This window comes from Geobacter sp. (assembly GCF_027327745.1).
Taxonomy (GTDB): domain Bacteria; phylum Desulfobacterota; class Desulfuromonadia; order Geobacterales; family Geobacteraceae; genus Geobacter.
Map to the genome: position 1 here is coordinate 21,835 of NZ_DAHVYG010000038.1, position 23,408 is coordinate 45,242.

At 61.8% G+C, this 23,408-nt stretch carries 20 protein-coding genes; 1 reads left to right on the plus strand and 19 read right to left on the minus strand.

The features are described from left to right. Positions 1 to 12: 12 nt before the first annotated feature. The 18 genes from M6689_RS08430 to M6689_RS08515 form a co-directional block, all read right to left on the minus strand. Positions 13 to 1,317 carry an ATP phosphoribosyltransferase regulatory subunit gene (locus M6689_RS08430; protein ID WP_298270222.1) on the minus strand — a complete coding sequence of 435 codons (1,305 nt, stop codon included), beginning with the start codon at positions 1,315 to 1,317 and terminating at the stop codon, positions 13 to 15. A gap of 171 nt (positions 1,318 to 1,488) precedes the next feature. Further along, positions 1,489 to 3,009 (minus strand): VCBS repeat-containing protein, encoded by a 1,521-nt coding sequence (locus tag M6689_RS08435; protein ID WP_298270224.1) that lies wholly within the window; start codon positions 3,007 to 3,009, stop codon positions 1,489 to 1,491. Positions 3,010 to 3,053: 44 nt separating this feature from the next. Continuing rightward, positions 3,054 to 3,383, minus strand: a complete 330-nt coding sequence (locus tag M6689_RS08440; protein WP_298270228.1) for a nucleotidyltransferase domain-containing protein — start codon at positions 3,381 to 3,383, stop codon at positions 3,054 to 3,056. Next, entirely contained in the window at positions 3,350 to 3,745 is a 396-nt protein-coding gene (locus tag M6689_RS08445) for a HEPN domain-containing protein (RefSeq protein ID WP_298270231.1), read from the minus strand. Before M6689_RS08445 ends, M6689_RS08440 begins: the two co-directional genes overlap by 34 nt. 164 nt (positions 3,746 to 3,909) lie before the next feature. Then, positions 3,910 to 4,185, minus strand: coding sequence for a hypothetical protein (locus tag M6689_RS08450; protein ID WP_298270234.1), 276 nt, complete (start codon positions 4,183 to 4,185; stop codon positions 3,910 to 3,912). 119 nt (positions 4,186 to 4,304) lie between these two features. Beyond that, positions 4,305 to 5,642 carry a hypothetical protein gene (locus tag M6689_RS08455; protein ID WP_298270236.1) on the minus strand — a complete coding sequence of 446 codons (1,338 nt, stop codon included), beginning with the start codon at positions 5,640 to 5,642 and terminating at the stop codon, positions 4,305 to 4,307. 533 nt (positions 5,643 to 6,175) lie between these two features. Continuing rightward, positions 6,176 to 6,580, minus strand: coding sequence for a methylmalonyl-CoA epimerase (mce, locus tag M6689_RS08460; protein WP_298270238.1), 405 nt, complete (start codon positions 6,578 to 6,580; stop codon positions 6,176 to 6,178). Positions 6,581 to 6,652: 72 nt separating this feature from the next. Then, positions 6,653 to 8,308, minus strand: a complete 1,656-nt coding sequence (locus tag M6689_RS08465) for a methylmalonyl-CoA mutase family protein (protein ID WP_298270241.1) — start codon at positions 8,306 to 8,308, stop codon at positions 6,653 to 6,655. Between the two features lie 93 nt (positions 8,309 to 8,401). Next, positions 8,402 to 9,037, minus strand: coding sequence for a dTMP kinase (locus M6689_RS08470; protein WP_298270243.1), 636 nt, complete (start codon positions 9,035 to 9,037; stop codon positions 8,402 to 8,404). Positions 9,038 to 9,079: 42 nt separating this feature from the next. Beyond that, positions 9,080 to 11,959 carry a biotin carboxylase N-terminal domain-containing protein gene (locus M6689_RS08475; RefSeq protein ID WP_298270245.1) on the minus strand — a complete coding sequence of 960 codons (2,880 nt, stop codon included), beginning with the start codon at positions 11,957 to 11,959 and terminating at the stop codon, positions 9,080 to 9,082. Between the two features lie 168 nt (positions 11,960 to 12,127). After that, positions 12,128 to 13,852, minus strand: coding sequence for a carboxyl transferase domain-containing protein (locus M6689_RS08480; RefSeq protein WP_298270246.1), 1,725 nt, complete (start codon positions 13,850 to 13,852; stop codon positions 12,128 to 12,130). Between the two features lie 233 nt (positions 13,853 to 14,085). Beyond that, positions 14,086 to 14,649 (minus strand): XRE family transcriptional regulator, encoded by a 564-nt coding sequence (locus tag M6689_RS08485; protein ID WP_298270248.1) that lies wholly within the window; start codon positions 14,647 to 14,649, stop codon positions 14,086 to 14,088. 292 nt (positions 14,650 to 14,941) lie between these two features. After that, entirely contained in the window at positions 14,942 to 16,204 is a 1,263-nt protein-coding gene (locus M6689_RS08490) for a (Fe-S)-binding protein (protein ID WP_298270251.1), read from the minus strand. A gap of 56 nt (positions 16,205 to 16,260) precedes the next feature. After that, positions 16,261 to 17,640 carry an FAD-linked oxidase C-terminal domain-containing protein gene (locus M6689_RS08495; protein ID WP_298270254.1) on the minus strand — a complete coding sequence of 460 codons (1,380 nt, stop codon included), beginning with the start codon at positions 17,638 to 17,640 and terminating at the stop codon, positions 16,261 to 16,263. Between the two features lie 71 nt (positions 17,641 to 17,711). Beyond that, a complete protein-coding gene (larA, locus tag M6689_RS08500; protein ID WP_298270257.1) occupies positions 17,712 to 18,971 on the minus strand; it encodes a nickel-dependent lactate racemase in 1,260 nt (419 codons plus the stop codon). A gap of 9 nt (positions 18,972 to 18,980) precedes the next feature. Further along, positions 18,981 to 20,195 carry an FprA family A-type flavoprotein gene (locus M6689_RS08505; RefSeq protein ID WP_298270260.1) on the minus strand — a complete coding sequence of 405 codons (1,215 nt, stop codon included), beginning with the start codon at positions 20,193 to 20,195 and terminating at the stop codon, positions 18,981 to 18,983. Between the two features lie 44 nt (positions 20,196 to 20,239). Beyond that, positions 20,240 to 20,353, minus strand: a complete 114-nt coding sequence (locus M6689_RS08510) for a rubredoxin-like domain-containing protein (RefSeq protein WP_298270263.1) — start codon at positions 20,351 to 20,353, stop codon at positions 20,240 to 20,242. A gap of 15 nt (positions 20,354 to 20,368) precedes the next feature. Next, a complete protein-coding gene (locus M6689_RS08515) occupies positions 20,369 to 20,830 on the minus strand; it encodes a Fur family transcriptional regulator (RefSeq protein ID WP_298270266.1) in 462 nt (153 codons plus the stop codon). Between the two features lie 231 nt (positions 20,831 to 21,061). Between M6689_RS08515 and M6689_RS08520 the strand changes: the two genes are divergently transcribed. Next, positions 21,062 to 23,116: a sodium-translocating pyrophosphatase gene (locus M6689_RS08520; RefSeq protein WP_298270268.1), complete on the plus strand. Its 2,055-nt coding sequence runs from the start codon at positions 21,062 to 21,064 to the stop codon at positions 23,114 to 23,116. A gap of 63 nt (positions 23,117 to 23,179) precedes the next feature. Here the strand turns inward: M6689_RS08520 and M6689_RS08525 are convergent. Next, the coding region (locus tag M6689_RS08525) for a sodium/proton-translocating pyrophosphatase (protein WP_298270271.1) at positions 23,180 to 23,408 on the minus strand (229 nt) is incomplete at its 5' end.

A 23,408-nucleotide genomic window follows, 5' to 3' on the forward strand; every position in this document is an offset into this window, starting at 1 on the left:
GCCTTCTCCTTATCAGGGGAGGATGTGGTGAGAAAAGCCGGTTCCCATCAGGAGCTCCTTCTTCACCGCGATCCCTCTTTTGTCGGCCACGCGAACAATGTAGACTTCGTCCTCTGCGCAATGCTCACCGCCGATGACCATCATGCGGAGGATGTTCATTCGCTTGGCGTAGTCAAGCGAATCTTCAAAGTCTCTGCGGATGATGTCCCGGGCGGTCGTGTATCCGAGCGTACGGAGGCGCTGGGCGATCTCCAGGGCCTCCCGCCGGTCGTCCTTCAGGTTGAAGATCAGGAAATCACGGGTCTTGCATGCCTCGACGTCGGGCTTCTTTTCCAGAGCGCTGAGCAAGGTGAGAATGTTGAATGCGAACCCGGTTGCAGGTGAGGGAAAACCGTACCGTGCCGTGAGGCTGTCGTACCGGCCGCCGCTGCAGACCGCCTCGCCCGTGCCGGCAACAAAACCCTCGAAGGTGAGACCGCTATGGTAGTTGAGGCCGCGTATTTCCCCCAGATCGATGGTGAGATGCTCCGCGACTCCGTGGATGTCGAGAATGTCCAGGACCTGGGCGATGTTATCGAGAGCCTGCCGCGACCCTTCGTTGACGACAATCCGCCGGGCGTCGGCAAGGACCTCGCGTCCGCCGAAAAGGCGCGGCAGCGCGGCAAGTTCTTCCTTGGAAGCGTCGGAAATTGCCGCGTTCTCAAGCAGGGTCTTCACGGCCGAAGCATCCTTCTTGCTGATCGCCTCCTGGAGCGCCGCGCGGATCGGGGCATCCAGGGCGACCGACGACATGATCCCCCTGTAGAACCCGACGTGTCCCAAGTCGAGCTTGAAATCGTCGAACCCGAGTCCGCGCAGCACCTCCACAGCCATCGCCACCATCTCGGCGTCGGCTTCCGGTGACTCCAGGCCGATCAGCTCCACGCCGGCCTGAAAGATTTCGCGGCTGCGGCCGGCCTGCAGCTCGGCGTGACGAAGGACCCGGCCGCTGTAGCAGAGGCGGAAGGGCAGGGGGTAGCCGCGCATGCGCGTTGCCACTATGCGGGCAACCTGGGGAGTGATGTCGGAGGGGATGGCGAGCAGCTTGCCGGACTGGCGGTCATCGAAACGAAAGGTTTTTCCCCGCAGATCCTCGCCAAGGCCGACGGCCATGACATCATCGAACTCCAGCAGCGGCGTGATGATCCGGCGAAATCCCCAGAGCTCGAAAACCTTCCGGATCTTCCCTTCGATATAACCGATCTTATCGGCCTTTTCCGGGAGGAAATCGGTGACCCCCTTGGGGAGAGGGGCTTCTATGGGAGCGGGATTCGTCAACGTTATTCTCTGTCAGGTGTCGCGGAAAAATGATGAAAATACGCGCAAAACGCGAAAAATCCTAGCAGTATAGCGTTCTGATGTCAATCAATTATATCCGGCGGAGGACAACAGAAAAGGGGACACATGAGTGTCCCCTTTGGAGTCCCGTTGGGATGAAAATCTACTTAGTTACTCCACCCTCTTCACCGCCACCACGCTGGCCCCTTTGCTGATGAGCCCTTCCTTCTTCACCACTTCCAGTGCCACAAGTTCCTTTCGGGCGGAGTCAAAGAAGTAGTCGGCCAGATAGTTCTGGCTCTGTTTGGTGTGCCAGATCTCGTCCAGGGACGAGCCGGTCCAGGTGAAGGCATAGACACTGCTCTTCTTGTAAGCGCGATTGTTGCCGATGACGAACATCCCCTCGTTCTTCGGCACGATAATCTCCCCCGCCGGGGTCACCGTGATCCGCTGCTCCAGGAATATCCAGCGGAACTGGTCGCCGGTGGTCCGGATGTTGGCCAGGTCTTCCCGCTTGAAGTAGGTCTCCGAGCCGCCGAATTTGTCGCTGCTCCGCCACAACTCCTCGCCTGCCGCCGAATAGACAATGAGATAGCCGTCGTCATTGATGACTACGTAGAATACGTTGCCGCTCGCATCCCTGAACCGGTTGAAGTTGTAGATCGTGCCGAAGCGGGGAAGCTTCAGGGGGGCGGTCAGCTCGTACCGGTCACCCTTTTTGACCACCTCGAAGACGTCGCCGTAATAGTCGCGGTCGGTGCTCATCTGCTGGGCGAAGATCCTGTGGTCCTTGCCGTTGAGGTCGATTCCCCGGAAGTAATAGGGGAGCCCGGCCGCAACGCGCTTGAGAGAGTCCTTCTCCGCCACCCAGACCTGCGAGGCAAGCGAGTCGCCGTCCACGATGGTCACGTAGGCCTCGGGAATCCCGTCGCCGTCCAGGTCGGCCGAATCGATGGCGATCACCCTCTCGCGGGGAGAAAAGGACACCTCGGCAACCAGCTTCAGGGAGTCTCCCTTGCGATAGAGGCGCAGGCTCTGCTCGTCGGTCAGGTAGTAATCCTGCGTTCCGTCGGCCGCCGCCTTGCCCGGGGCGATGCCGATGAGGGTGCCCGTGAGCCGCTGGCTCATCCATCCCCCCGTCGCGGTGCGGGTAAGTTCCTGGGGCTTCACGATGTCGCTGGTGGTGGATGCCTTCACCACATCCGTGGCCGGCCGGGGAGCGGCGGGGCGAACCACGTCTGAGGGAGCCGCCGGCACCGGCGCGGGAACCGGCTGTGGAGCCATCGCCGTCCCGGGCTTGACCTTCGCGGTGATCTCCGCTGCCAGGGCCTGGCCCAGCTTCCCGGCGGCGGGGATCAGTTCGTCCTGGCTCTCCCCCTGCTGGAACGACCGGGCGATGACCCGGCCGCTTGCGTCTTTGGCCACCGCGTCGAGGCTGAAGATCTTTCCGAAGGCGATGTAGCTTCCCTTCACCTGCACGTCGGCCCCCACGGGAGAGTCCACCGTAAGCACCGAATCGCTGCTCAGGCGCGAGGCGAGCAACGTCTGGAGGGTCGTCTTCAGCTCATCCTTGTTGGCGGCGCCGGTAATCGAGAACTCCGAGACGTAGACCCTGATCTGGGCGGCGAAAAGGGTGGAGGCGCTCATGAGGGCCACAATCAGAACTGCGCAGAGAAGGGAAAGTCTTTTCATCGTTGCTCCTGGGTTGAGTTATTAATAGTTGGATGCCTCTAGGGTCAGTTCTGGCGAATCTCGATGCCATTCTTGACAATCTCAGCCAATAGTGTCCCCGGGCGAATCTTTCTCAGCTGGGAAGGAGCGTAGCCCAGAACATCCATCGGGTAGGGGATGTCACGGGTTGCTCTTCCCAGTACTTTTGCTTTGTCCCACAGGCCCATCCGTTCGAAGTAGGGTGAGATGACAGCAAGGTCAATATCGCTGTCTTCATCGGCGAGACCCGTTGCCTGTGATCCAAAAATAAAGGCCTTTTGGACGGGCACACCAAGCGAGGCGAGGTTCTTCAGGTAACGCTCTACGATTTCTCTGACATCGATTGCTTGAGCCATTTTAGCAGTTTCCTCGTCTCTCCAAGAACTTCCCTGGCCCTTGCCTGGTTGAATTCCCTGGAAAGAGTACTAAGGTCTTCCGGATACCTGGTAACGATGCTCACATTGTCCAGCTGTTCAACAAATTCCATGAAATTTTCAGGCAAAGCAAGTCCGGCTTTTTTGTATAGCCGTACAAGACTATGGATTTTTGGGGGAGTGGAGTCGGGGAATGAATTGGCCAGGATTGCCTTCAGCATTTTTTCAAGGGCGAGGTGGCACATGAAAACCACGTACAGATACCGGCCAGCCTTGAGCATGGCCTCGGCGGTGCGCAGGTCGTAGTTCGATGTGGCTATCCAGTTCTTTACGGTTGGATTCATGGGCTCCGCCTTGGATTGGCCGATTATCGCAAACCGATCATCCCGATGTCAAAGCAATAGTGGCCTGATGGGGCGTGGGTAAAGCCTGGCGGGGTGCGGATACAAAAAAAGAGGGGAGAGTTGCCTCTCCCCTTCCATTTTGCCTGGTTGGTCGCAATCCGGACTTACTGGCCCCCCTGCAGCAGGGTGTCGAGCATGTCCTCGGCTTCCTTCAGCTTGGCGTTGAGTTTCTTGATCTCCTCGGCGGAGTAGACCTTCTTCCCCTTCTTGATCTCGGCGTTAAGCTTCCTGATCTTCTTCTGGATGCTGTCGACCTCGTTGGCGCAGTTTTTCGAGGCAAGGAGGCACTGGTTCTTTTCTTCCTTGGTCATTTGGGCAAGTGCCGGAACGGTTGCCGACATCATGACTGCTGCCATTACCATAACTGCAATCTTTTTCATTGGGTGACCTCCATCTGAGAAGTTTAGAACTATGGTTTAATTAGAGCAGCTTTTCGGATCTTGTCAAACGGGAAAAAAGAGCCGGAAGATCCCGGCTCTTTTTCTTAGTTTAACGTGGTTTAGAATGCGTAGTTCAGCACGACCCGGCTCAGGAACGGATCGTTGGGGATCTTGCCGGGAGCGGCGCCGCCGGTTCCCTTGTAGTAGTCGCCAAGGATCACGTAGGCACCCTGGAGGCTGGTGGTGAGGTTGTCGTAGAGCTTATACCCCACCTCGGCGTTAAGCTCGGTGCCCATGTATTTGCTGCTGGATTCGGTTACGGTGTTGCGCTTGGCCGTTGCCACGAAACCGGCGTTGGCGTTGGCGAAGACCTTCGGGGTGATGTTGGCATCGTAGCCGATGAAGCCGCCGATGATCCCCTGGCTCTGGTTGTCGGTGTTGTAGATTATGGCGTGGTCGTCGGTGGTCCCGAACTTGTCACGCAGGATGATCCGCATGTCGGCAGGGTAGAAGGTGTTCTCCGCGTTGGCACCGGAGGTGTGGTTCGTAACCGGCACGAAGGCATTGGAGGTGTTGCGGGTCGTATCCCCCTCGCCGGAGGTGTAGAGGAACTGGGCGCGGAGGATGCCGATGCCGACCTTTGCCTTGGCCCCGGCGTTGGCGGCCCAGGCGCTGACATGCTTGGTGCCGGCATTGCCGAACTGGTAGAGGGCGAAGCCGTCCACGGTCACCAGACCCAGGTTCGCCTCGCCATTGACGCCGACGGTGTGGACGATGACATCCTGCGCTGTGCCAGCTACTCCGTTTGCGAACGTAGAGTTGTCGTCATTGTACAGGTAGTACGACCCGCCGACGTTGAGGTTCTTGTTGACGGCATACTTGCCGTCGAGGATGAGGAGGTCGCGGGCGTTCTTCCCGGTGAGTCCGCCCCGGTCATCCAGGCGGAACCAGCCGAGGGCGTTGGTGAAGCTGCCGTACTTGGCGGTGGCGAGGGCGCCGGCCGCGTCGGCGTTGATGAAGATCCCCTTGTAGGCGTCGGTGAAGGGCTGCATGCCGACCTTCATGTTCACCGGGACTGCGGGGATGTTGAAATCGAGGTAGACGTTCTTGGTTTCGAGGTTGATCTGGTCCGCACCCAGGGCACCACCATCGTTGCGGCCAACCGTATAGGAATTGTCGCCCCACTGGGAGTCGATCTCGAAGTGGGTGACCAGTTTCAGATCGTCGTTGGCCTTGGCGATGTACATGAGACGAGCGCGCTGGTCGACGAAGTTCTTGGTCTTCGGATTGTCCGAGGGAGCGAGAAGGCCTGCGAACGCGCCCGCACCGTTATAGTTGGAGATCGTTCCCTTGACCCGGAACATGCCGTGGAACTCGTTCTCCAGTGCCAGGGCCGGAACCGCCGTCGCGGCGGTGACCGCACCGGCAGCGACTACTGCCAAAAGCTTCTTTTTCATCAGTTGCCTCCTTCATTGGTGATAAATTGCATAGAGTGAATTGGGTGCTGCAAGAGTTCGTACCTGAGGGAAAATCACCACCTTTCCGTTTTGAAAATGTCCAGAGCGAATAAACTGGTAAGTACCCCCTCCAAAAACAAGACCCTTTTCCGTTCCCTCCATCGAGGGACGAGAAAAGGGTCGTTGGCACGTCACGTTGCCTTGCACTTTGCCACGCGTGTGGTTTTGAAAACGGTTCTGGTCGGCATTGACACCCGCACTTTCATAACAAGGGTGAGATAATACTCATTCAAGTTGTGTTGTCAAGAACTATTCAGCTAACTATGCCTAACTGCAAAGCTTTTTTGTGAGGCTCCGATGCTGGGTCTCCGGACGTTTCGGGAAAAAGCAAAATGGCGTTCTAAAATTTTGGGGACACTATAAATCTTTCCCCGAGATTGTCAAGAAAAAAATCACGATTTTGCGTCGAGCTGACGCGGTGTTAGAGCAGTTTTACGATTTTTGATACGCAGGTTTCTCATCTTTCGTAGAGGTCAGTGGCCCCCTTGGCAGAGTTCCGTCAGCACGCCTCCGCTGCTCTTGGGATGGACGAAGGCGATCCGCGTTCCGTGGGCCCCGTGGCGCGGTACGCTGTCGATCATGCGGGCGCCGTCGGCCATGAGCCTGGCGATTGCTGCTTCGATGTCTTCCACCTCGTAGGCGATGTGATGGATGCCGGGACCGCTTTTCTCCAGAAACTTCGCGATGGGACTTTCGGCAGAGGTCGGCTCCAGGAGCTCGATCTTGGATGCGCCGATCTGAAGAAAGGCGACTCTCACCTTCTGCTCCGGTACTTCCTCCGTACCCTTGAACGTCATGCCGAGCCGGTCGCGGTAGAAGGGGATCGTTTCTTCGAGGGATGCGACGGCGATGCCGATGTGATTGATTTTGGTGAGCATATTTACCCCGTGAGATGTGAGAAGTGAGACGTGAGAAGTAGAGACGTCTCACTTCTCACGTCTCACAACAGATTACAGCACCACCGTCTCCCGGTGGACACCGAAGACGTCGCGCAGGACGTTGGCGATTTCGCCCAAGGTGGCGTAGGCCTTTACGGCACCCAGGATCGGCGGCATGAGGTTGTCGGTACCTTTGGCGGCCTTTTCCAGGGTCGCAAGGGCCTCCCGGACCTTTGCCTCGTCCCGCTTCGCTTTCATGGCGGCCAAGGCCTTCTTCTGGGCGATCTCCACCTCTTCCTTGATCTTGAGGAGTTCGGGCTGGGGCTCGTTCTGGATGGTGAACCTGTTGACGCCGACGATGATCATCTCCTCGGTTTCGATGGCCCGCTGGTAGGCGTAGGCCGAGTCCTGGATCTCCTTCTGCTGGAAGCCGCGGGAAATGGCCTCGACGGCCCCGCCCAGCCGGTCGATCTTCTCGATGTACTCGGTGGCGGCCTTCTCGATCTGGTCGGTGAGGGACTCCACGAGGAAGCTTCCCGCCAGGGGATCGATGGAGTCGGCCGCCCCCGATTCGCAGGCGATCACCTGCTGGGTGCGGAGCGCGATCCGGACGGAGTCTTCGGTGGGGAGGGCCAGGGCCTCGTCGCGGGAGTTGGTGTGGAGCGACTGGGTCCCTCCCAGAACAGCGGCCAGGGCCTGGATGGTGACCCGCATGATGTTGTTGTCGGGCTGCTGGGCGGTGAGGGTGCAGCCGGCGGTCTGGGTGTGGAAGCGAAGCATCATGGAGCGCGGATCCCTGGCGCCGAACCGCTCCTTCATGATCCTCGCCCACATCCGGCGGGCCGCCCGGAACTTGGCCACCTCTTCCAGGAGGTTGTTGTGGGCGTTGAAGAAGAAGGCAAGCCGCGGGGCGAACTCGTCGACCTCGAGCCCCGCCTTGAGGGCCGCCTCCACGTAGGCGATGCCGTCGGCCAGGGTGAAGGCGACTTCCTGCACGGCGGAGGAGCCGGCCTCCCGGATGTGATAGCCGGAGATGGAGATGGTGTTCCACTTGGGGACATGGTCCTTGCAGTAGGCGAAGATGTCGGTGATGATCCGCATCGACTCCCTGGGGGGGTAGATGTATGTCCCCCGGGCCATGTATTCCTTGAGGATGTCGTTCTGGATGGTCCCGGAAATCCTGTCGGGGGAGACCCCCTGTTTCTCGGCCACTGCAATGTACATGGCCAGCAGGATCGCCGCGGTGGAGTTGATGGTCATGGAGGTGGAGACCTGGTCGAGGGGGATGCCGTCGAAGAGGATCTCCATGTCGGCCAGGGAGTCGATGGCGACCCCGACCTTCCCCACCTCGCCGGCGGCCATGGCGGCGTCGGAGTCGTATCCCATCTGGGTCGGAAGGTCGAAGGCGACGGAGAGGCCGGTCTGCCCCGCCTGGAGGAGATACTTGTAACGCTCGTTGGATTCCCTGGCGGTGCCGAAGCCGGCGTACTGGCGCATGGTCCAGAAGCGGCCCCGGTACATGGTCGGCTGCACGCCGCGGGTGAAGGGATACTGGCCGGGGAACCCGAGGTTATCCTCATATTCCGGGTAGTCGAAGCCGGGGGTGAAGCAGCGCTCCATCTCGATGCCGGAGGTGGTCCGGAATTCCGCCTTGCGCTCGGGGGCCTTGGCGATATTTTTTGCCACGACAGCATCCTGCCAGGCCTGTTTTTTGTCGCTGATGCTCATGGATCTCTCCTTCTGGTGTGTTGATGATCATGCCCCGAAAAAAGCGACGGCCCCGGCAGTGTCTTCCGCAGGGGCGCGTCGGGAGCCTTCCGGTCAGAGGATGTTCGTGACCACGTTCCAGATGTCGGCGTTTATCTCCTCTTCCGGCCTGCTGGTCGAGGCGTCGATTCTGACGCCGTGCCAGCGGGGGATCTCCCGGAGATAGAACTCCCGCATCTTTTCGTAGTATTCGATCCCCCCTTCGTGATGGATCTGCAGGACATCCTCGATCCGTTCGAAGGCCTCCTGGGCCGGCACATCGAGGAACAGGGTCAGGTCCGGGTAAATCTCGTCCTCGAAGAGAAAGCCTCTGGAAATCTTGTCGAGGTGGCGCAGTACGTCGAAATGCCCGGTATAGCCGCTCACCCAGGCATTGGCCAGGGAGGAAATGCTCGATTGCTTGCACAGGACGATCTTGTCCTGCTGCAGGGCAGGCTCGACGATGTTCTTGAATATTTCCGCCCGCACGGCACCTTCGAAGATGAAGTCGGCCCTGGCATTCTTGCCGAACGGCCAGTTGATCATGTTGGCAATCCCCAGCTCCTGGGCCCGCCCCGAATCGGGGTTGGCGCATTCGACCACATCGTATTTCAGCTCCACCAGCGCCTTGTGCAGGCCGACGATGGCCGCCTTGACCTGCTGGCCGGAGCCGCTGATCCCCTCGACGACAATAAGCTTTCCTTTTCTCACGGTGTCCTCCCGAGCGTAAGAGTTGTTTGTGCTTCCAGTCGGTCAGAGAACGGCCCTGAGGTAGGCGGAGGTCCGTTCGCGCCTGAGCTGCTCGATCTCCTCGGGGTTGACCTCGACGAACTTCTCGTCCGGGGTGACCTTGAAGAGCGGCTGCCCCTTCTGGACGATGCTGCCGTCGGCCCCCTGCATGATGATCCTGTCGATGGTGCCGGAGAAGGTCGCCCGGACCGTGTTGAACATCTTCATCACCTCGATGATGTAGAGAGGCTGCCCCTTCTCGAAGTGCATCCCTTCGGTCACGAACGACGGCATCCCCGGCGCCTCCTGGCCGTAGTACATGCCGCCGCACATGGCGACGATCTCGTCGGCCTTGGTGGCGGGGGGCGGCACCAGCACCTTCTTCATCCGGGCCTGCAGCTCCGGGTCGTTCAGATAGTCGGGGATGGTGACTTCCAGGTCTTCCTCCACCCTGAAGTCCCAGAACCTGACATTCTCGGCGATGACGAAGAGCATGCCGAGGAGCTCCAGGCCGGCCTCGAAGCCGACGTGGGCGCACTGGATCTCGCTCCACTCCGCGGGGGAGAATTCGCCCTGGGGCTTTTCCTTCACGAGGATGGCCGAGAGCTTGTCGAATTCGTGGAGGCCGAGCCCGAAGCGCTCCGAGAGGGTCTTGTAGAAGCGCAACCCCTTCTGGAGGAGGTCGTTGTCGTGGCTCCAAATGACCTCCGCCGCCGGGGCGGCCGGGTCATAGGCCATGTCGAGATAATCGTAGGTGTCGGCCAGGATCACGAAGGGATTGTCGTGCCAGACCACCTTTCCGTTTTCCATGGTGAAGTTTTTCCGGTTGATGGAGAGCCATCCCGAAAGGAGGTGCGGATCGGCCAGCAGCCGGTCCATGGGGCGGGTGACGAGGGTCCCCTTGCGGTCGAGGATGGCGGACATCTCCTTGGCAGCCTTCGGGTCGTCGGGGAACTGTTCGGCCATCTTCTTGGCGTAGGCCTTCTTCATCTGCATGAAGGCGAAGACCGTGTCGAGCAGGTTGGCCTCTTCCTTGAGCCGGCCGACCAGGGTCAGGTAGGGGACGCCGAAGCGGGTGGTCGGCTTGGCCATGACGTTCTGGCCGATGAACCAGTTGACCAGCCCGTAGTGGAACTCCAGGTTGGTGGCCAGGTCGGTGCCGCGCAGGGTGGTCTTCCCCAGCACCTCGGAGAGCTTCAGGTAGCTGGCGAGGCGGTCCTCCCCCTTGGTGAGGAGGAGGGCGATGTTGGAGTCATAGGCCCCCGCCACCTTGTAGCGCATGAACATGCCGGTGTCCGGGTTGACCAGGCAGATTCCCTGGTCGTCGCGGATCTCACCCTCGATCGGCTTGGACCAGTAACGGATCATGCCGCCGGCATGGGGGGAGAGGGAGGCGTCGGTGGCGTTCAGGCGTGCCTCGGCGCCGGCACCGAAACGGGGAACCCGCTCCGGCTTGGGGAGGCGCTTCTTGTGTTTCACCAGCAGGGCCATCGCCTCCACGAGGGATTCGACGATGAAGAAGTCGTTCTCGTTCTTGGGATTGGTGAACTTGAGGGAGTAACAGAGCTCGGAGACCCGGTGCTCCACCTGGATCCGGGTGTTCACCTCCATGAAGTAGTAGCGGTCGCGGTCGACGATGCACTCGAAGGTGGAGGCGGAATCGAGCCCCACGGCGGCGCCGAACTTGGCCGCATCCTCTTCCATCCGCTTCAGTACCTTGAGGTCGCTCTCCAGGGCCTTCACTTCGGCCTTGCGGCCGGCCGCCTTCGCCTTTTCGATGGCCAGGGCAAGCCCTTCCTGGGTCACGGAGACCTCCAGCAGCTTCTGCTCGTGCATCTGCAGGGAGCAGTCGCGCCCCCCCAGGGAGACGCACCACTCGCCGTTCCCCACCAGCTGGATCTCGTTGTGGCGGGTCTGCTCGATGTTCAGTTCGATCAGGATGTTCTTGTTGTCGCCGACGCCGTTGGCCTTGACTTCGTTCAGCACCTCCCGGACCAGCCCGGGGGCCTCGGCGGCCGCTTCCCTGACCTGGGCTGCGGTCGGCTCCTTGACGTTCAGGAGCGAGGCGCCGAGGATCCGCTGTCCCTTGCCGCCGCCGCCGCCGATGGCCTTGAGGCGGATCCGGCTCCCGGGGTACTCGGTGAACATGTTCGCCGCTTCCACCTGGACCTGGGCGCAGAGCTCCTCGATGGAGTAGAGGTCGATCCCCTTGGCGTAGGAGGCGTAGAGGATCTCGTCGGCCAGCTCTTCCAGGGAGAGCTTGGTATCCTCCAGAGTCTTCGGGTCCATCTCCAGCCCCTCGGCCGTCACCAGGGCCAGGAGCGCCTCCCGGGTCGGATGCTTTTTCACCAGGGTCCGGGCGGTGACGTTGTTGATGCCGGGGGTGACGCTGACCCCGACCTCTAGGGCGGTCCGCTTGGCCTCGTCCTTTTTGCCGGCATCGGCCTGGGTGCGGGAGTTGGGGCCCATGAAGGAGAGGCCGGCGTGCTCGATGGCCGCCACGAACTCCTCGTCCTCGGCCATGAAGCCGTAGCCGGCGAAGATGGAGTCATAGCCGTTGTCCTTGGCGATCTGGATGATCTGGCCGATCCGCTCGACCCGCTCCTCCTTGCTGGCGCCGGTGTAGTCGGGCACCCGGTGAACGCGGGTGGAATCGGTCAGCTGGCGCAGCTCCGGGGCCAGGGCGTTGGGGTAGACGATGGAGTCCTTCTCGGAGAGGAGGATGCCGTAATGGGTGATCCCCATCTCTTCAAAGACATCCATGGCCTCCTTGCGGATGGGACCGCGGCAGACGATGAGCGGCTTCAGATCCTCGCAGGCGAAGGAACGGACCCACTCGGAATCGGACGCGCCGAGACGGCGGTTCCGGTGAATCAGGGGGTTGTTCGTGTACAGGTCGGTCATTGGTCTCTATCTCCAATCGAAAAGATATGAAAATCTTGGAATCCGCCACAGAGGCACGGAGACACGGAGAAAAACCGTAACAAAAGCGAAATCAAAAAAACGCAGTCCTTGAAACCAGATTTATTGACGTTCTCCGTGCCTCAGTGTCTCCGTGGTGGATTTTGACTATCAGTGGAACTCACGCTGCGGACCGCCCATGGGCGACGGCTTGTAGTGCCGCATCAGGAAGGCGATGTTTTCGCCCAGGACCTGGCGCAGGTCGGTCGGCATGACGATGGAGGAGATGGAGCCCAGGGCCAGACCTTCCTTCGGGTTCATCAGTTCTTTTTCGTACCGCTGGTTCAGGGCCGCTTCCTGTCCCTTGAGCCACTCGGCGGCTTCCTTTTCCGCATCGCGTTTGGCGGTGCCGGGCTCCGTTCCGCCCTTGACCCGCTCTTCGGTCCCCCTCCTGGTCATGTCCGCCGCCGCAGCGCGGATCTTGCGGAGTTCGTCCTTGTAGACGAATTCCTTCCCTGCCGGACCCATGACGGCGAGGCGGGTGGTGGGGAGCGCCAGCACCAGGTCGGCGCCGGTGGGGTAGTTGTTGTAGGAGGCGTAGGCGCCGCCAAAGGCGTTGCGCAGGATCAGCAGGATCCGCGGGGTGCGGACGTCGACGATGGCGTCGAGCATGGAGCGGCCGGCCTGGACGATGCCGCGGGACTCCTGCTCGCGGCCCGGCAGGAAGCCGGTGGTGTCTTCCATGAAGATGATCGGGATGTTGTAGATGTTGCAGAACCGTACGAAGCGGGCGATCTTCACCGCCGAGTCGCAGTCGATCTGACCCGAGGCGACGGCCGAGTTGTTGGCGACGAACCCCACGACCTGCCCCCCCAGGCGGCCGAAGGCGGTGACCGCCTCCCGGGCCCGTTCCGGCTGCAGCTCGAAGTAGTCGCCGTGGTCGCAGATCTGCTGGATGATGATGGAGACGTCGAACGGCGTGTTGAAGCCGGTCGGCGAGTTGAAGGCCTTTTTCAGCAGGGTGTTGATCTCCCAGGTCTTGCGGTCCAGGGGATCGCTGGTCTCCTGGAGCGGCGCCCCCACGCTGTTGTTGTCCGGAATGTAGGAGAGGAGGCGCACCGCCGTCCGCAGGGCCGCCACTTCGTCGGCCACCGTCAGGTCGGCAACGCCCGATTTGCCGTGGACCTTGGGGCCGCCCAGCTCGTCGGGGGTGATGTCCTCGCCGAGGACCGACTTGACGACCCCCGGGCCGGTGAGGCCGAAGAAGGTGTTGGCGGGCTGGATGACGAAGCTTCCCTGGCGCGGCAGATAGGAGCCGCCGCCGGCGTTGAAGCCGAACATGCACATGATGGAGGGGACCACGCCGCTGATCTTGCGCAGGGCGGTGAAGGCCTCGGCGTAGCCGTCGAGGCCGCCGACCCCGGCGGGGACGAAGGCGCCGGCGGAGTCGTTCATGCCGATGAGGGGGATCCCCTTCTCGCCGGCCAGCTTGAAGAGGTTGGCGAGCTTGCGGCCGTTGGTGGCGTCGATGGAGCCGGCCCGCACGGTGAAGTCATGGCCGTAGACCGCCACGTCGCGACCGCCGATGTTCAGGATCGCGGTCACCAGGGAGGCGCCGTCCAGGTTTTTTCCCCAGTTCTGGTACAGGACGTTGGGCTCCTTGTCGGTGAGGACCTTGATCCGCTCCCAGACGGTCATCCGCTTCTTGAAGTGCTGCTTCTCGATCTGGTCGATGCTGACCGATTTTATAGGGCGCTGGATCAGGTCGTACCCTTCCTTCATCGCCTCTTCGTAAGGGCCGGTCGTGCGGGAAATCTCGCCCGGGATGGTGAATTCCACCTTCTCGGGGGGATCAAAGGGGTTCTTCAGGGACGGTTTAATCGCATTATTGGACATCTTCGCCATCCTTCCAGTTCGTAGAATTTTTTCCCAGCAACTGCGTCATTGCGGCCCCTCCTGGCATAGGTTTGTAGGTTGAACCGTGACAGGGACTCCGCGGGAATGCTTGGCCGGTGAGGGTTCCCGGAAACGGTGCGGTTACGTTTTTGTATACGGGGCGGGGTGAAAAAAACGGGCGCTCATCGGATGAAAAGGCCCGTATGCTTGTCAGTGTCGGCCCGAAGGAGCGACTAGCGGGTCACCACGGCGAGCACCCTGACTTCGCTGCCGTCCTTGGAGAGGAGGCGGTGCTTCAGGGATGAATCAAAGTAGACGCAATCCCCCTCTTCAAGGGTGATGCGTTCGTCTTCCACGAGGAGTTCGGCGGTCCCTGCCGTGACGAAGAGGAACTCTTCGCCGTCGTGGCTGTAGGTGTTTTCTTCGGAGGCCTTTTCCGAGATGGTGAGGAGGAACGGCTCCATCTTCTTGTTCTGCTTGCGGAACGAGAGCGATTCGTAGGAGTACCCCTGGCTGGTGCCGGCGCGGGAGATGACCCGGGGAATCACCTTCCGCTCCCCCTTGCGCACGACTTCGTAGCGGTACTCTTCCTCTTCCTCGGTGAAGAATATTCCGATCTTTACGTCGAAGAACTTTGCGATCTTCGAGAGCGTGGCGATGGGGGGGGAGACGTTGTTGTTCTCGATCTGGGAGATGAGGGCGGGCGAAAAACCTGTCTCGCGGGCCACCGCCTGCAGGGTCAGCTTTTTTGCAAGTCGGAGCTTTTTGATCTTCGCCCCGATGTTGTAGTCGGTCATCAACAACTCCGGAAGACAGAGAAATAAAACCGGTTTTTACCGTTGCTGTTAATACCTTACTTTGCCGTGTACTGTCAATAAAATATTTTTTATCTTGACTTAAATCGTCAGATTTGGCGCAGCGTTATCAGTGGGAAGGATCGGGGAGGAAAAGATGGTTTTAAAACGATTTTATTGAGAGTAAAAATCGGCCGGGGAGGGAGGTTCCCCGGCCGGGAGGATTCTACCCGAAAATCTGCCCTCGATCTGCCATTCTCTCGTTACGATTCCCTAAGTCCGACAGACATTATGTCTAGCGGAGGGAGCGGGCGAGGACTTCGAGGGTGTGCATGACGCGGGTCCGGGTGCCGCGCTGCTTGAGGCCGTCGGAGAGCTGCATCATGCAGCCGGGGCAGCCGGTGACCACCGCCTCGGCGCCGGTCTTCTCGATGGCGGCGCTTTTCCCCTCGTTGATGGCGAGGGAGGTGTCGTAGTGATAGACGTTGAAGGTGCCGCCGAGACCGCAGCATTTGTCCGCCCCCTCCATCTCCACCAGTTCCACGCCGGGGGCGCCGGCCAGCAGCTCCCGGGGCTGGCGGGTGATGGCGCGGGTCCGGAGGTGGCAGGGGTCGTGGTAGGTGATTTTCAGCGCCTCGCCGGCGCCGGTCTCGGCGGGATGGAGCCCGAGCTTCTGGAGAAGCTGCGCCGCGTCGACGGTCTTGTCGGCGATCGTCCGGATCCGTTGGGCCAGCTCCGGATGACGCTTGCCGATGAGGGCCGGATAGAACTTGTGGAGTGCCCCGCCGCAGGTGGCGCAGGCGGTCATGATGTAGTCGGCCTCGTATTTCTCCAGGGCCGCCAGGTTCTTCTCCGCCAGGGTCCTGACGGTATCCAGGTCGCCGCCGGACATGCCGGGAAGGCCGCAGCACTGCTGCTCCTTCGGGATGATGACGGTGCACCCCAGGTGGCGGAAGAGGGCGAGGGTCGCCTCTCCCACCCCGGTGTAGACGAAGTTGGTCATGCAGCCGACGAAGTAGACGACCCGCGGTTTTCCCGGCTCCCCCCGGATGACCTCGGGGTGGCGATTCATGAACGGTGTGCGGGCGATCTGGGGGATGTGGCGCCGGTTCCCGACGAAGGGGAGGGGGAAGCGGAGCCGAAGCCCCGAGGTCTTGGGGACCTTGCGGAAGAAGAGCGGTCCGAGGATGGCAGCGGCAAGGGCGCCGAACGACATCAGCTTCCGATTCCTGATCACCTGCCCCACCGCCTTGTGGAAGGTGGTGAGCCCCCGCTTCCGGGCAAGGGCCTCGCGGGCAGTGATGACGATCTCGTCGGTTGGGACCTCGTTGGGGCATTTCTCGACGCAGCTTCCGCAGAGGAGGCACTTGGACATGACCGCGTAGGTCTGGTCGTCGAGGGAGATGTCCCCCTTGAGGAGGTGCTGGGCCACCGCCACCTTGCCGCGGGCCACCGCCGGCTCCCGCTGCAGGGCGGCGAAGGCGGGGCAGTGGGCGCGGCAGGCGCCGCACTTGACGCATTTCTTCAGCTCATGTTCGACTCGTTTTAACGGATCCACAATCGAAACCTTTCAATCTGCCACGGAAACACAGAGACTTCTCTCGTGCTGCCCTTCTATGCGGGGAACATCTTCCCCGGATTGAGGATGTTGTTCGGGTCCAGCGCCTTTTTTACCGCCTGCATCGTGGCGATCTGCACCGGCGAGAGCTCCAGCGGGATGTAGGGCTGCTTGGCGAGCCCCACGCCGTGCTCGCCCGACATGGTCCCCCCCAGCTCCAGCGCCGCCCGGAAGATCTCCTCGATGGCCGCGTGGGCCTTCTCGTCCATCCCCGGAATCTCCTTGTCGATCATGACGTTGACGTGGATGTTGCCGTCGCCGGCGTGGCCGAAGTTGACGATGGGGATGCCGTAGCGGGTGGCGATGGCGTCGATCTTCCGGATGACGTCGGGGACCCGGCTGCGTGGGACCACGATGTCCTCGTTGTACTTGGTCGGGTTCACGTCGCGAAGAGAGGGGGAGACGAGGCGCCGCACCTTCCAGAGCTGTTCCGACTCGGCGGCGTCCTTCGCCACCTTGAACTCCACGAGGCCGAGGGGCTTCACCACCTCGTGGATCCGGGCCGCCTGTTTTTCGATCAGCTCCCGGTCGCCGTCCACCTCGATGAGGAGCACAGCCCGGGCCGCCGCCGGCAGCCCCAGATTGAAGCGCCGGTCGACGCACTGGAGCGTGGCGTGGTCCATGAATTCGAGGGTGGTGGGGATGATCTTGTTCCCGATGATGGTGGAGACCGCCCGGGCCGCCCCGTCGATGGAGTCGAAGATGGTGAGCATGGTCTTCTTCGCCTCCGGCAGGGGGAGGAGCTTGAAGATGATCTTGGTGATCACCCCCAGGGTCCCCTCGGAGCCGACGAGGAGGCGGGTCAGGTCGTAGCCGACGACCCCCTTGTAGGTCTCGCCGCCGGTGCGGATGATCTCTCCCGAGGGGAGGACCACTTCGAGCCCCATGACGAAGTCGCGGGTCACGCCGTACTTGACCGCCCGGGGGCCGCCGGCGTTCTCCGCCACGTTGCCGCCGACGGTGGAGAACTTGAGGGACGCCGGATCGGGGGGGTAGAAGAGGCCGAGCTTTTCCACCGCCAGCTGGAACTGTTCGGTGACGACCCCCGGTTCCACCTCCGCCACCAGGTTCTCGGTGTCGATGCGCAGGATCCGGTTGAGCCGCGTCGTCACGAGGACGATCCCTCCCCCCTTGGGGAGCGCCCCGCCGGTGAAGCCGCTGCCGGCCCCCCGGGGGAAGACCGGGAACCGCTCCGAGTTGGCGAGCTTCAGGATGGCGGCGATCTCTTCCGGCGTGCCGGGATGGACCACCGCATCGGGGAGAAACTCCATCTGGGTGGCGTCGTAGCCGTAGCAGAGAAGATCCTGGCGGTCGGTGGCGACGTTCTCGGCGCCGACGATGGTTTTCAGTTCATCAATGATGCGGGTGGCAATCATTATATATATCCATCCTTGTAGGGGCGATCCTTGTGATCGCCCGGGAATCTGGCAAACATAAGGGTTTGCCCCTACATCTTTACCGGCAGCACCGTTCCCCCTTCGGGGATGACGTACGCCGCATAGTCGGCCGGAAGGTGCTCCGCTGCCTTTGTCATGGCCTCGTCAAGGGTCTTGGCGGGGACCAGCCCCATGGTCCGCACCTCCTCCGGCGGAAGTTCCGAAACAAGGATGATTCTGAATCGCTGCGCCTTCTGGAGCAGCGAGTAGGCGGTCTGGCCGTTGATCTCGTAGTGGCTGCGCAGGCGCGCCTCAAATTCGTCGAGCTCCCGGAAGCGGAACCAGTCGAAGAAGGTGGCGTTGCCGTAGCCGTCCCGGCACTGGGCCAGCAGGACCATTACGCCATCTTCCTTCAGGGCCTGGCTCCCGTACTCCATCGACTTGTGGGCCTGGATGACGTTGATGTCCTTCGGGAAGCCGCCGCAGGAGACAACGACCAGGCCGGCCTTCTCCCTGAGCGGATAGGCGAAGCGCCCGGCGTAGTACCGGCACCCCTCCTCGTGGGCCTCCCGCCAGTGGCCGGCGAAGGCGGCGATGATCCGTTTCTCCGGCGAGAGCACCGTGTTGAGGATGAATGCGGGCTCCACCATGGCGCACGCCTCGTCCATGGCGGCGTGGACCGGATTCCCGGCAAGGTTGCCGGTGGCGGCGAGGGGGTTCTTGCCGCTTCCCTCCCCCGGATTGAGGACGGCGAAGTGGCTCGCCATGCAGGACCTGCGGGCCGCCACCCCGGGAAGGATGCTCTTGCGTCCGCCGCCGAAGCCGGCGAAGTAGTGGAAGCCGATGGTGCCGGTGAGGATCACCCGGTCCGCCTCCACCACCCGGCGGTTCACCTCCACCTCCACCCCGCCGGAGGTCCGGCCGATGAAGGCGAGCTCCCCCGGGTCGTCGCAGTCGTGGTCGACGATCCGGATCCGACCGAACAGCGGCCCGGCGATACTTGCGTGTTCGTGTTCCGTCTGCTTGCGGTGGATGCCGAGGGCGACGAGGATTTCGATGTCCCCCTCTCGGATTCCAGCCGCCACGAGCCGCTCCAGGAGGAGGGGGAGGTAGATCTCGCTTCCGGTGTAACGGGTGATGTCCGAGGTGACGATAACGACCCGCTCGCCGGGGCGAAAGGTGCGGATCGCGTCGGCGCAGCGGTCGAGGGCGGCGCCGATGATCGTCTCCGGCGAATCCGCCGGCGCGGTTACCGCAGGACGGATGACACCCAGAAGCCTCTGGGGGGGAAGTTTCAACGGGAACGATATGTCACCGTATTTCAGCTCCATGGTTCTCCTTCAAAACCCCTGGTGGTACTCCGCCACCTGGCGGGCGAAGGCGCGGCCGAACTCGAAGCATGCCTCTTCATCGGCCCGCGACGGGCGGTAGGGGATCTGGATCCCCGGCTCCACCGTCTGCAGCCCCATCCGCTTGAACTCCTCGTACGCCTCCTTCACGGCGCCGCCCCCCCAGCCAAAGCTGCCGAAGGCCCCCACGATCCGGTTTTTGGGGCGCAGCCCCCGCAGGTGGGTGAGAAACTCGGCGACGGTGGGGTAGAGGATGTTGTTGAGGGTCGGCGAGCCGACGAGGGCCCCCTGAGACTTCCAGAACTCCTTGATGGCGACGCTCATGGGGGTGGCCCGCAGCTTGATGATCCGGCAGTCGAGCCCCTCGGCCCTGATCCCCTCGGCAATGGGGACCGCCATCTTCTCGGTGCTCTGCCACATGGTGTCGTAGATGATGGCGACCGACCTGCGGGCCTTGCCGCCGGCCATTTCGAGGTACTTGTCGAGCACCTTCCGGGGGTTCTTCCGCCAGATGAGTCCGTGGTCCGGGGCGATCATCTCGATCTCGATCCCCTTGGCCTGGATCTCCGCGATCTTGCTCTTCACTATCTGGCCGAAGGGCATGAGGATGTTGGCGTAGTAGTCGATGACTGCATCCTCCAGCTCCGCCCCGGAGTCGGAAGACTCGAATTCGTCGTCGAAGCGCGCGGCCGACGCCACGTGCTGGCCGAAGGCGTCCTGGGTGAAGAGGATCTTGTCCTCCCTGGCGTAGGTCACCATGGAGTCGGGCCAGTGGAGCATGGGGGTCTCGATGAACTCCAGGGTCCGCTTCCCGATGGTGAGGGTGTCGCCGGTCTTGACCGTCTTCATGTTCCAGCGCGAGATGTCGAAGAACCGCTCGATCCCCTTGCGCCCCTTTTCCGAGATATAGATGGTGGCGTCGGGGGCAAGCGCCATGATCCGGTCGAGGCTCGTGGCGTGGTCGTTCTCGATGTGGTTGATGATGACGTTTTTGATCCGCGCCGGGTCTATGACGCCGGTGATGTTCTTGACGGTGTGGCAGGCAAAGTCGTATTTGACCGTATCGATGAGGGTGATCTCTTCGTCGACGATCAGGTAGTTGTTGTAGGTGGTCCCCCGCGGCGTCTCGTAGCCGTGGAAGTCCCGCACCGCCCAGTCTACGGCGCCTACCCAGTAGATATCCTTCTTTATCTCGACAGCTTTCATCGGCTCAAATCCTCCTTGCGTGTTAACCGGCATCCGTTAGCCGGCTACTCGTTGATCTCCTCGAACTGGTCCCGACCGACCCCGCAAACGGGGCAGACCTCGGGTGGCTCGGGTCCTACGTGGATATAATCGCAGATGGTGCATCTCCATTTCTTCATTGGTGGCCCTCCACTTTATGGTGATTGAGATTGAACTGTGCGGCAGTCGGGGCATACCCCGCTGAACGTGATGGAAAAACCGGCGATGGTGAATCCCCCGTACTCTTCAGACGGCAGGGGGAGGAGTTCGAGGGCCGGGTCGGAGACATCCTGAATCTTCTGGCAGTGGGTGCAGTAGAGATGGTGGTGTCGCGCCGTGTCGGCGTCGAATCGGGCCCGTGCCTCGGGATTGCTGACCTTCTGCACGACGCCGATCCCTTCGAGCGTTTCGAGCACCCGGTAGACGGTGGTGCGGGAAATCCCCCGCACTCTCCCGCGGACCGTGTCATAGAGCTGGTCCGCCGACGGATGGTCCCTGCGCTCGGCCAGGGCCTCGATGATCACACGACGCTGCACGGTGATGGCCAGGCCGTTTCGACGGCACTGTTCTTCCAGTTGCCGTATCTTCTTTTCTTTAAAATCATGTTGTGTTTGCATGGTGTTTGGTATTTTATTGCAAACAGACCAGGCTGTCAAACTGTTTTGCGTAAATCCCGAGAAGTGGCCGCTGTCTTGCCAGCCGCGAAAGACGGGAGGTAAACAAGCAATTTTTAACATTGACAAACCCCCCAGTTTCTTATAACAATTTTCCGTTTTTACTCGGCGGCGGAGTGCCGGGTCAAGGCGGGATCAAGGCCTTTCGCGGGCTATTCTTGAGGAGGTTAGTCAATGGAACAGTATGCAGTCTTTTTTGCCCTGGCGTGTGCCGTGGCGGCCGTCGCTTACGGCCTCGTTTCGGCCCAGTGGATTCTGGGGCTCCCCCAGGGGAACGAGCGGATGAAGCAGATCGCCGCCGCCGTCCAGGAGGGGGCCGGGGCCTACATGAAGCGCCAGTACACCATCATCGCCGTGGTCGGTGCCGTCATGTTCGTGGCGCTCTTTGCCACCCTCGGGGCGAAAACCGCCGTCGGCTTCGCCATAGGCGCCCTGTTTTCCGGCCTGACCGGTTTCATCGGCATGTTCGTCTCGGTCCGCGCCAACATCCGGACCACCGAGGCGGCCAAGTCCGGGATCCACAAGGCCCTGAACGTTGCCTTCAAGGGTGGCGCCATCACCGGCATGCTCGTCGTAGGCCTGGGGCTCCTGGGTGTCGCCGGCTACTACATGGTGCTGCAGCAGCTCATGCCGGGCGCCCCGGTCAAGGATGTGGTCAGCCAGCTGGTGGGTCTCGGTTTCGGCGGCTCGCTCATCTCCATCTTCGCCCGCCTCGGCGGCGGCATCTTCACCAAGGGGGCCGACGTGGGGGCCGACCTGGTGGGTAAGGTCGAGGCCGGCATCCCCGAGGACGATCCCCGCAACCCGGCCGTCATCGCCGACAACGTGGGGGACAACGTGGGCGACTGCGCCGGCATGGCCGCCGACCTGTTCGAGACCTACGCCGTGACCCTCATCGCCGCCATGCTGCTGGGGGCCATGGCCTTCAATAACTTTGCCGGCGCCGTCAGCTACCCGCTGATCCTGGGCGGCATCTCCATCGTCGCCTCCATCATCGGGACCTTCTTCGTCAAGCTGGGCGCCAACCAGAAGATCATGCCGGCGCTCTACAAGGGGCTCATCGCCTCCGGCGTCCTGGCCTGCATCGCCTTCTACCTGGTCACCGTCCGGATGTTCCCGGCTGGCAACCCGACCGGCCTTGCCGCCACCAACATCTTCATCTCCGCCCTGGTGGGGCTCGTGGTCACCGGCGCCATCTTCTGGATCACCGAATACTACACCGCCACCGAGTACGCCCCGGTCAAGCACATCGCCCAAGCCTCCACCACCGGCCACGCCACCAACATCATCGCCGGCCTCGGTGTCTCCATGAAGTCCACCGCCCTGCCGGTCATCGTCATCGCCGCCGGGATCATCGTCGCCTTCAAGTGCGCCGGGGTCTACGGCATCGCCATCGCCGCGGTCTCCATGCTCAGCCTCACCGGCATCGTCGTCGCCATGGACGCCTACGGGCCGATCACCGACAACGCCGGCGGCATCGCCGAGATGGCCGGACTGCCGAAGCAGGTGCGCGACATCACCGATCCGCTCGATGCGGTCGGCAACACGACCAAGGCGGTGACCAAGGGCTACGCGATCGGTTCGGCCGCACTGGCCGCCCTGGTGCTGTTTGCCGACTACACCCACAACCTGCAGGCGGCGGGCAAGCTGGTCGCCTTCTCGCTGTCCGATCCTGCGGTGATCATCGGCCTGTTCATCGGCGGTCTCGTACCCTACTTGTTTGGCGCACTGGCGATGGAGGCGGTCGGACGCGCCGCCGGCGCAGTGGTGAACGAGGTGCGGCGGCAGTTCCGCGAGATCAAGGGCATCATGGAAGGCACCGCCAAGCCGGATTATTCGCGCGCCGTCGACATGCTGACCCGCGCGGCAATCCGCGAGATGATCATCCCCTCGCTGCTGCCGATCCTCGTGCCGGTGGTACTGGTGGTAGTCATGAACTACCTGATGGGCCCCGGCGCCGGGATCAAGGCGCTCGGCGGCCTGTTGATCGGCACCATCGTCACCGGTCTGTTCGTCGCGGTATCGATGACGACCGGCGGCGGTGCCTGGGACAACGCCAAGAAGTACATCGAGGAAGGCAATTTCGGCGGCAAAGGCTCCGAGGCGCACAAGGCCGCGGTTACCGGCGACACCGTCGGGGATCCGTACAAGGACACGGCGGGGCCGGCAATCAACCCGCTCATCAAGATCATCAACATTGTCGCGCTGCTGATGATTCCGCTGCTCTGAGGCCTCACAGCTCGGTCTGCGACCGCAGGCCGCCCTTCGCAGAACCCGATCTGATCAGATCGCTTACAGCAGCGGCACCAGCAGCAGCGCCACGATGTTGATGATCTTGATCAGCGGGTTGATGGCCGGGCCGGCGGTGTCCTTGTACGGGTCGCCGACGGTGTCGCCGGTGACCGCGGCCTTGTGGGCCTCGCTGCCCTTGCCGCCGTGGTGGCCTTCCTCGATGTACTTCTTGGCGTTGTCCCAGGCACCGCCGCCGGTCGTCATCGATACCGCGACGAACAGACCGGTG

Excerpts from the sequence above, each read along its gene's own strand:
- M6689_RS08485 (WP_298270248.1), bottom strand. The coding sequence starts at position 14,649 with ATGACCGACTACAACATCGGGGCGAAGATCAAAAAGCTCCGACTTGCA.
- M6689_RS08465 (WP_298270241.1), bottom strand. The coding sequence starts at position 8,308 with ATGAGCATCAGCGACAAAAAACAGGCCTGGCAGGATGCTGTCGTGGCA.
- M6689_RS08495 (WP_298270254.1), bottom strand. The coding sequence starts at position 17,640 with ATGATTGCCACCCGCATCATTGATGAACTGAAAACCATCGTCGGCGCC.
- M6689_RS08450 (WP_298270234.1), bottom strand. The coding sequence starts at position 4,185 with ATGAAAAAGATTGCAGTTATGGTAATGGCAGCAGTCATGATGTCGGCA.
- M6689_RS08475 (WP_298270245.1), bottom strand. The coding sequence starts at position 11,959 with ATGACCGACCTGTACACGAACAACCCCCTGATTCACCGGAACCGCCGT.
- M6689_RS08510 (WP_298270263.1), bottom strand. The coding sequence starts at position 20,353 with ATGAAGAAATGGAGATGCACCATCTGCGATTATATCCACGTAGGACCC.
- M6689_RS08435 (WP_298270224.1), bottom strand. The coding sequence starts at position 3,009 with ATGAAAAGACTTTCCCTTCTCTGCGCAGTTCTGATTGTGGCCCTCATG.
- M6689_RS08480 (WP_298270246.1), bottom strand. The coding sequence starts at position 13,852 with ATGTCCAATAATGCGATTAAACCGTCCCTGAAGAACCCCTTTGATCCC.
- M6689_RS08520 (WP_298270268.1), top strand. The coding sequence starts at position 21,062 with ATGGAACAGTATGCAGTCTTTTTTGCCCTGGCGTGTGCCGTGGCGGCC.
- M6689_RS08515 (WP_298270266.1), bottom strand. The coding sequence starts at position 20,830 with ATGCAAACACAACATGATTTTAAAGAAAAGAAGATACGGCAACTGGAA.
- larA (WP_298270257.1), bottom strand. The coding sequence starts at position 18,971 with ATGGAGCTGAAATACGGTGACATATCGTTCCCGTTGAAACTTCCCCCC.
- M6689_RS08505 (WP_298270260.1), bottom strand. The coding sequence starts at position 20,195 with ATGAAAGCTGTCGAGATAAAGAAGGATATCTACTGGGTAGGCGCCGTA.
- M6689_RS08440 (WP_298270228.1), bottom strand. The coding sequence starts at position 3,383 with ATGGCTCAAGCAATCGATGTCAGAGAAATCGTAGAGCGTTACCTGAAG.
- mce (WP_298270238.1), bottom strand. The coding sequence starts at position 6,580 with ATGCTCACCAAAATCAATCACATCGGCATCGCCGTCGCATCCCTCGAA.
- M6689_RS08455 (WP_298270236.1), bottom strand. The coding sequence starts at position 5,642 with ATGAAAAAGAAGCTTTTGGCAGTAGTCGCTGCCGGTGCGGTCACCGCC.
- M6689_RS08445 (WP_298270231.1), bottom strand. The coding sequence starts at position 3,745 with ATGAATCCAACCGTAAAGAACTGGATAGCCACATCGAACTACGACCTG.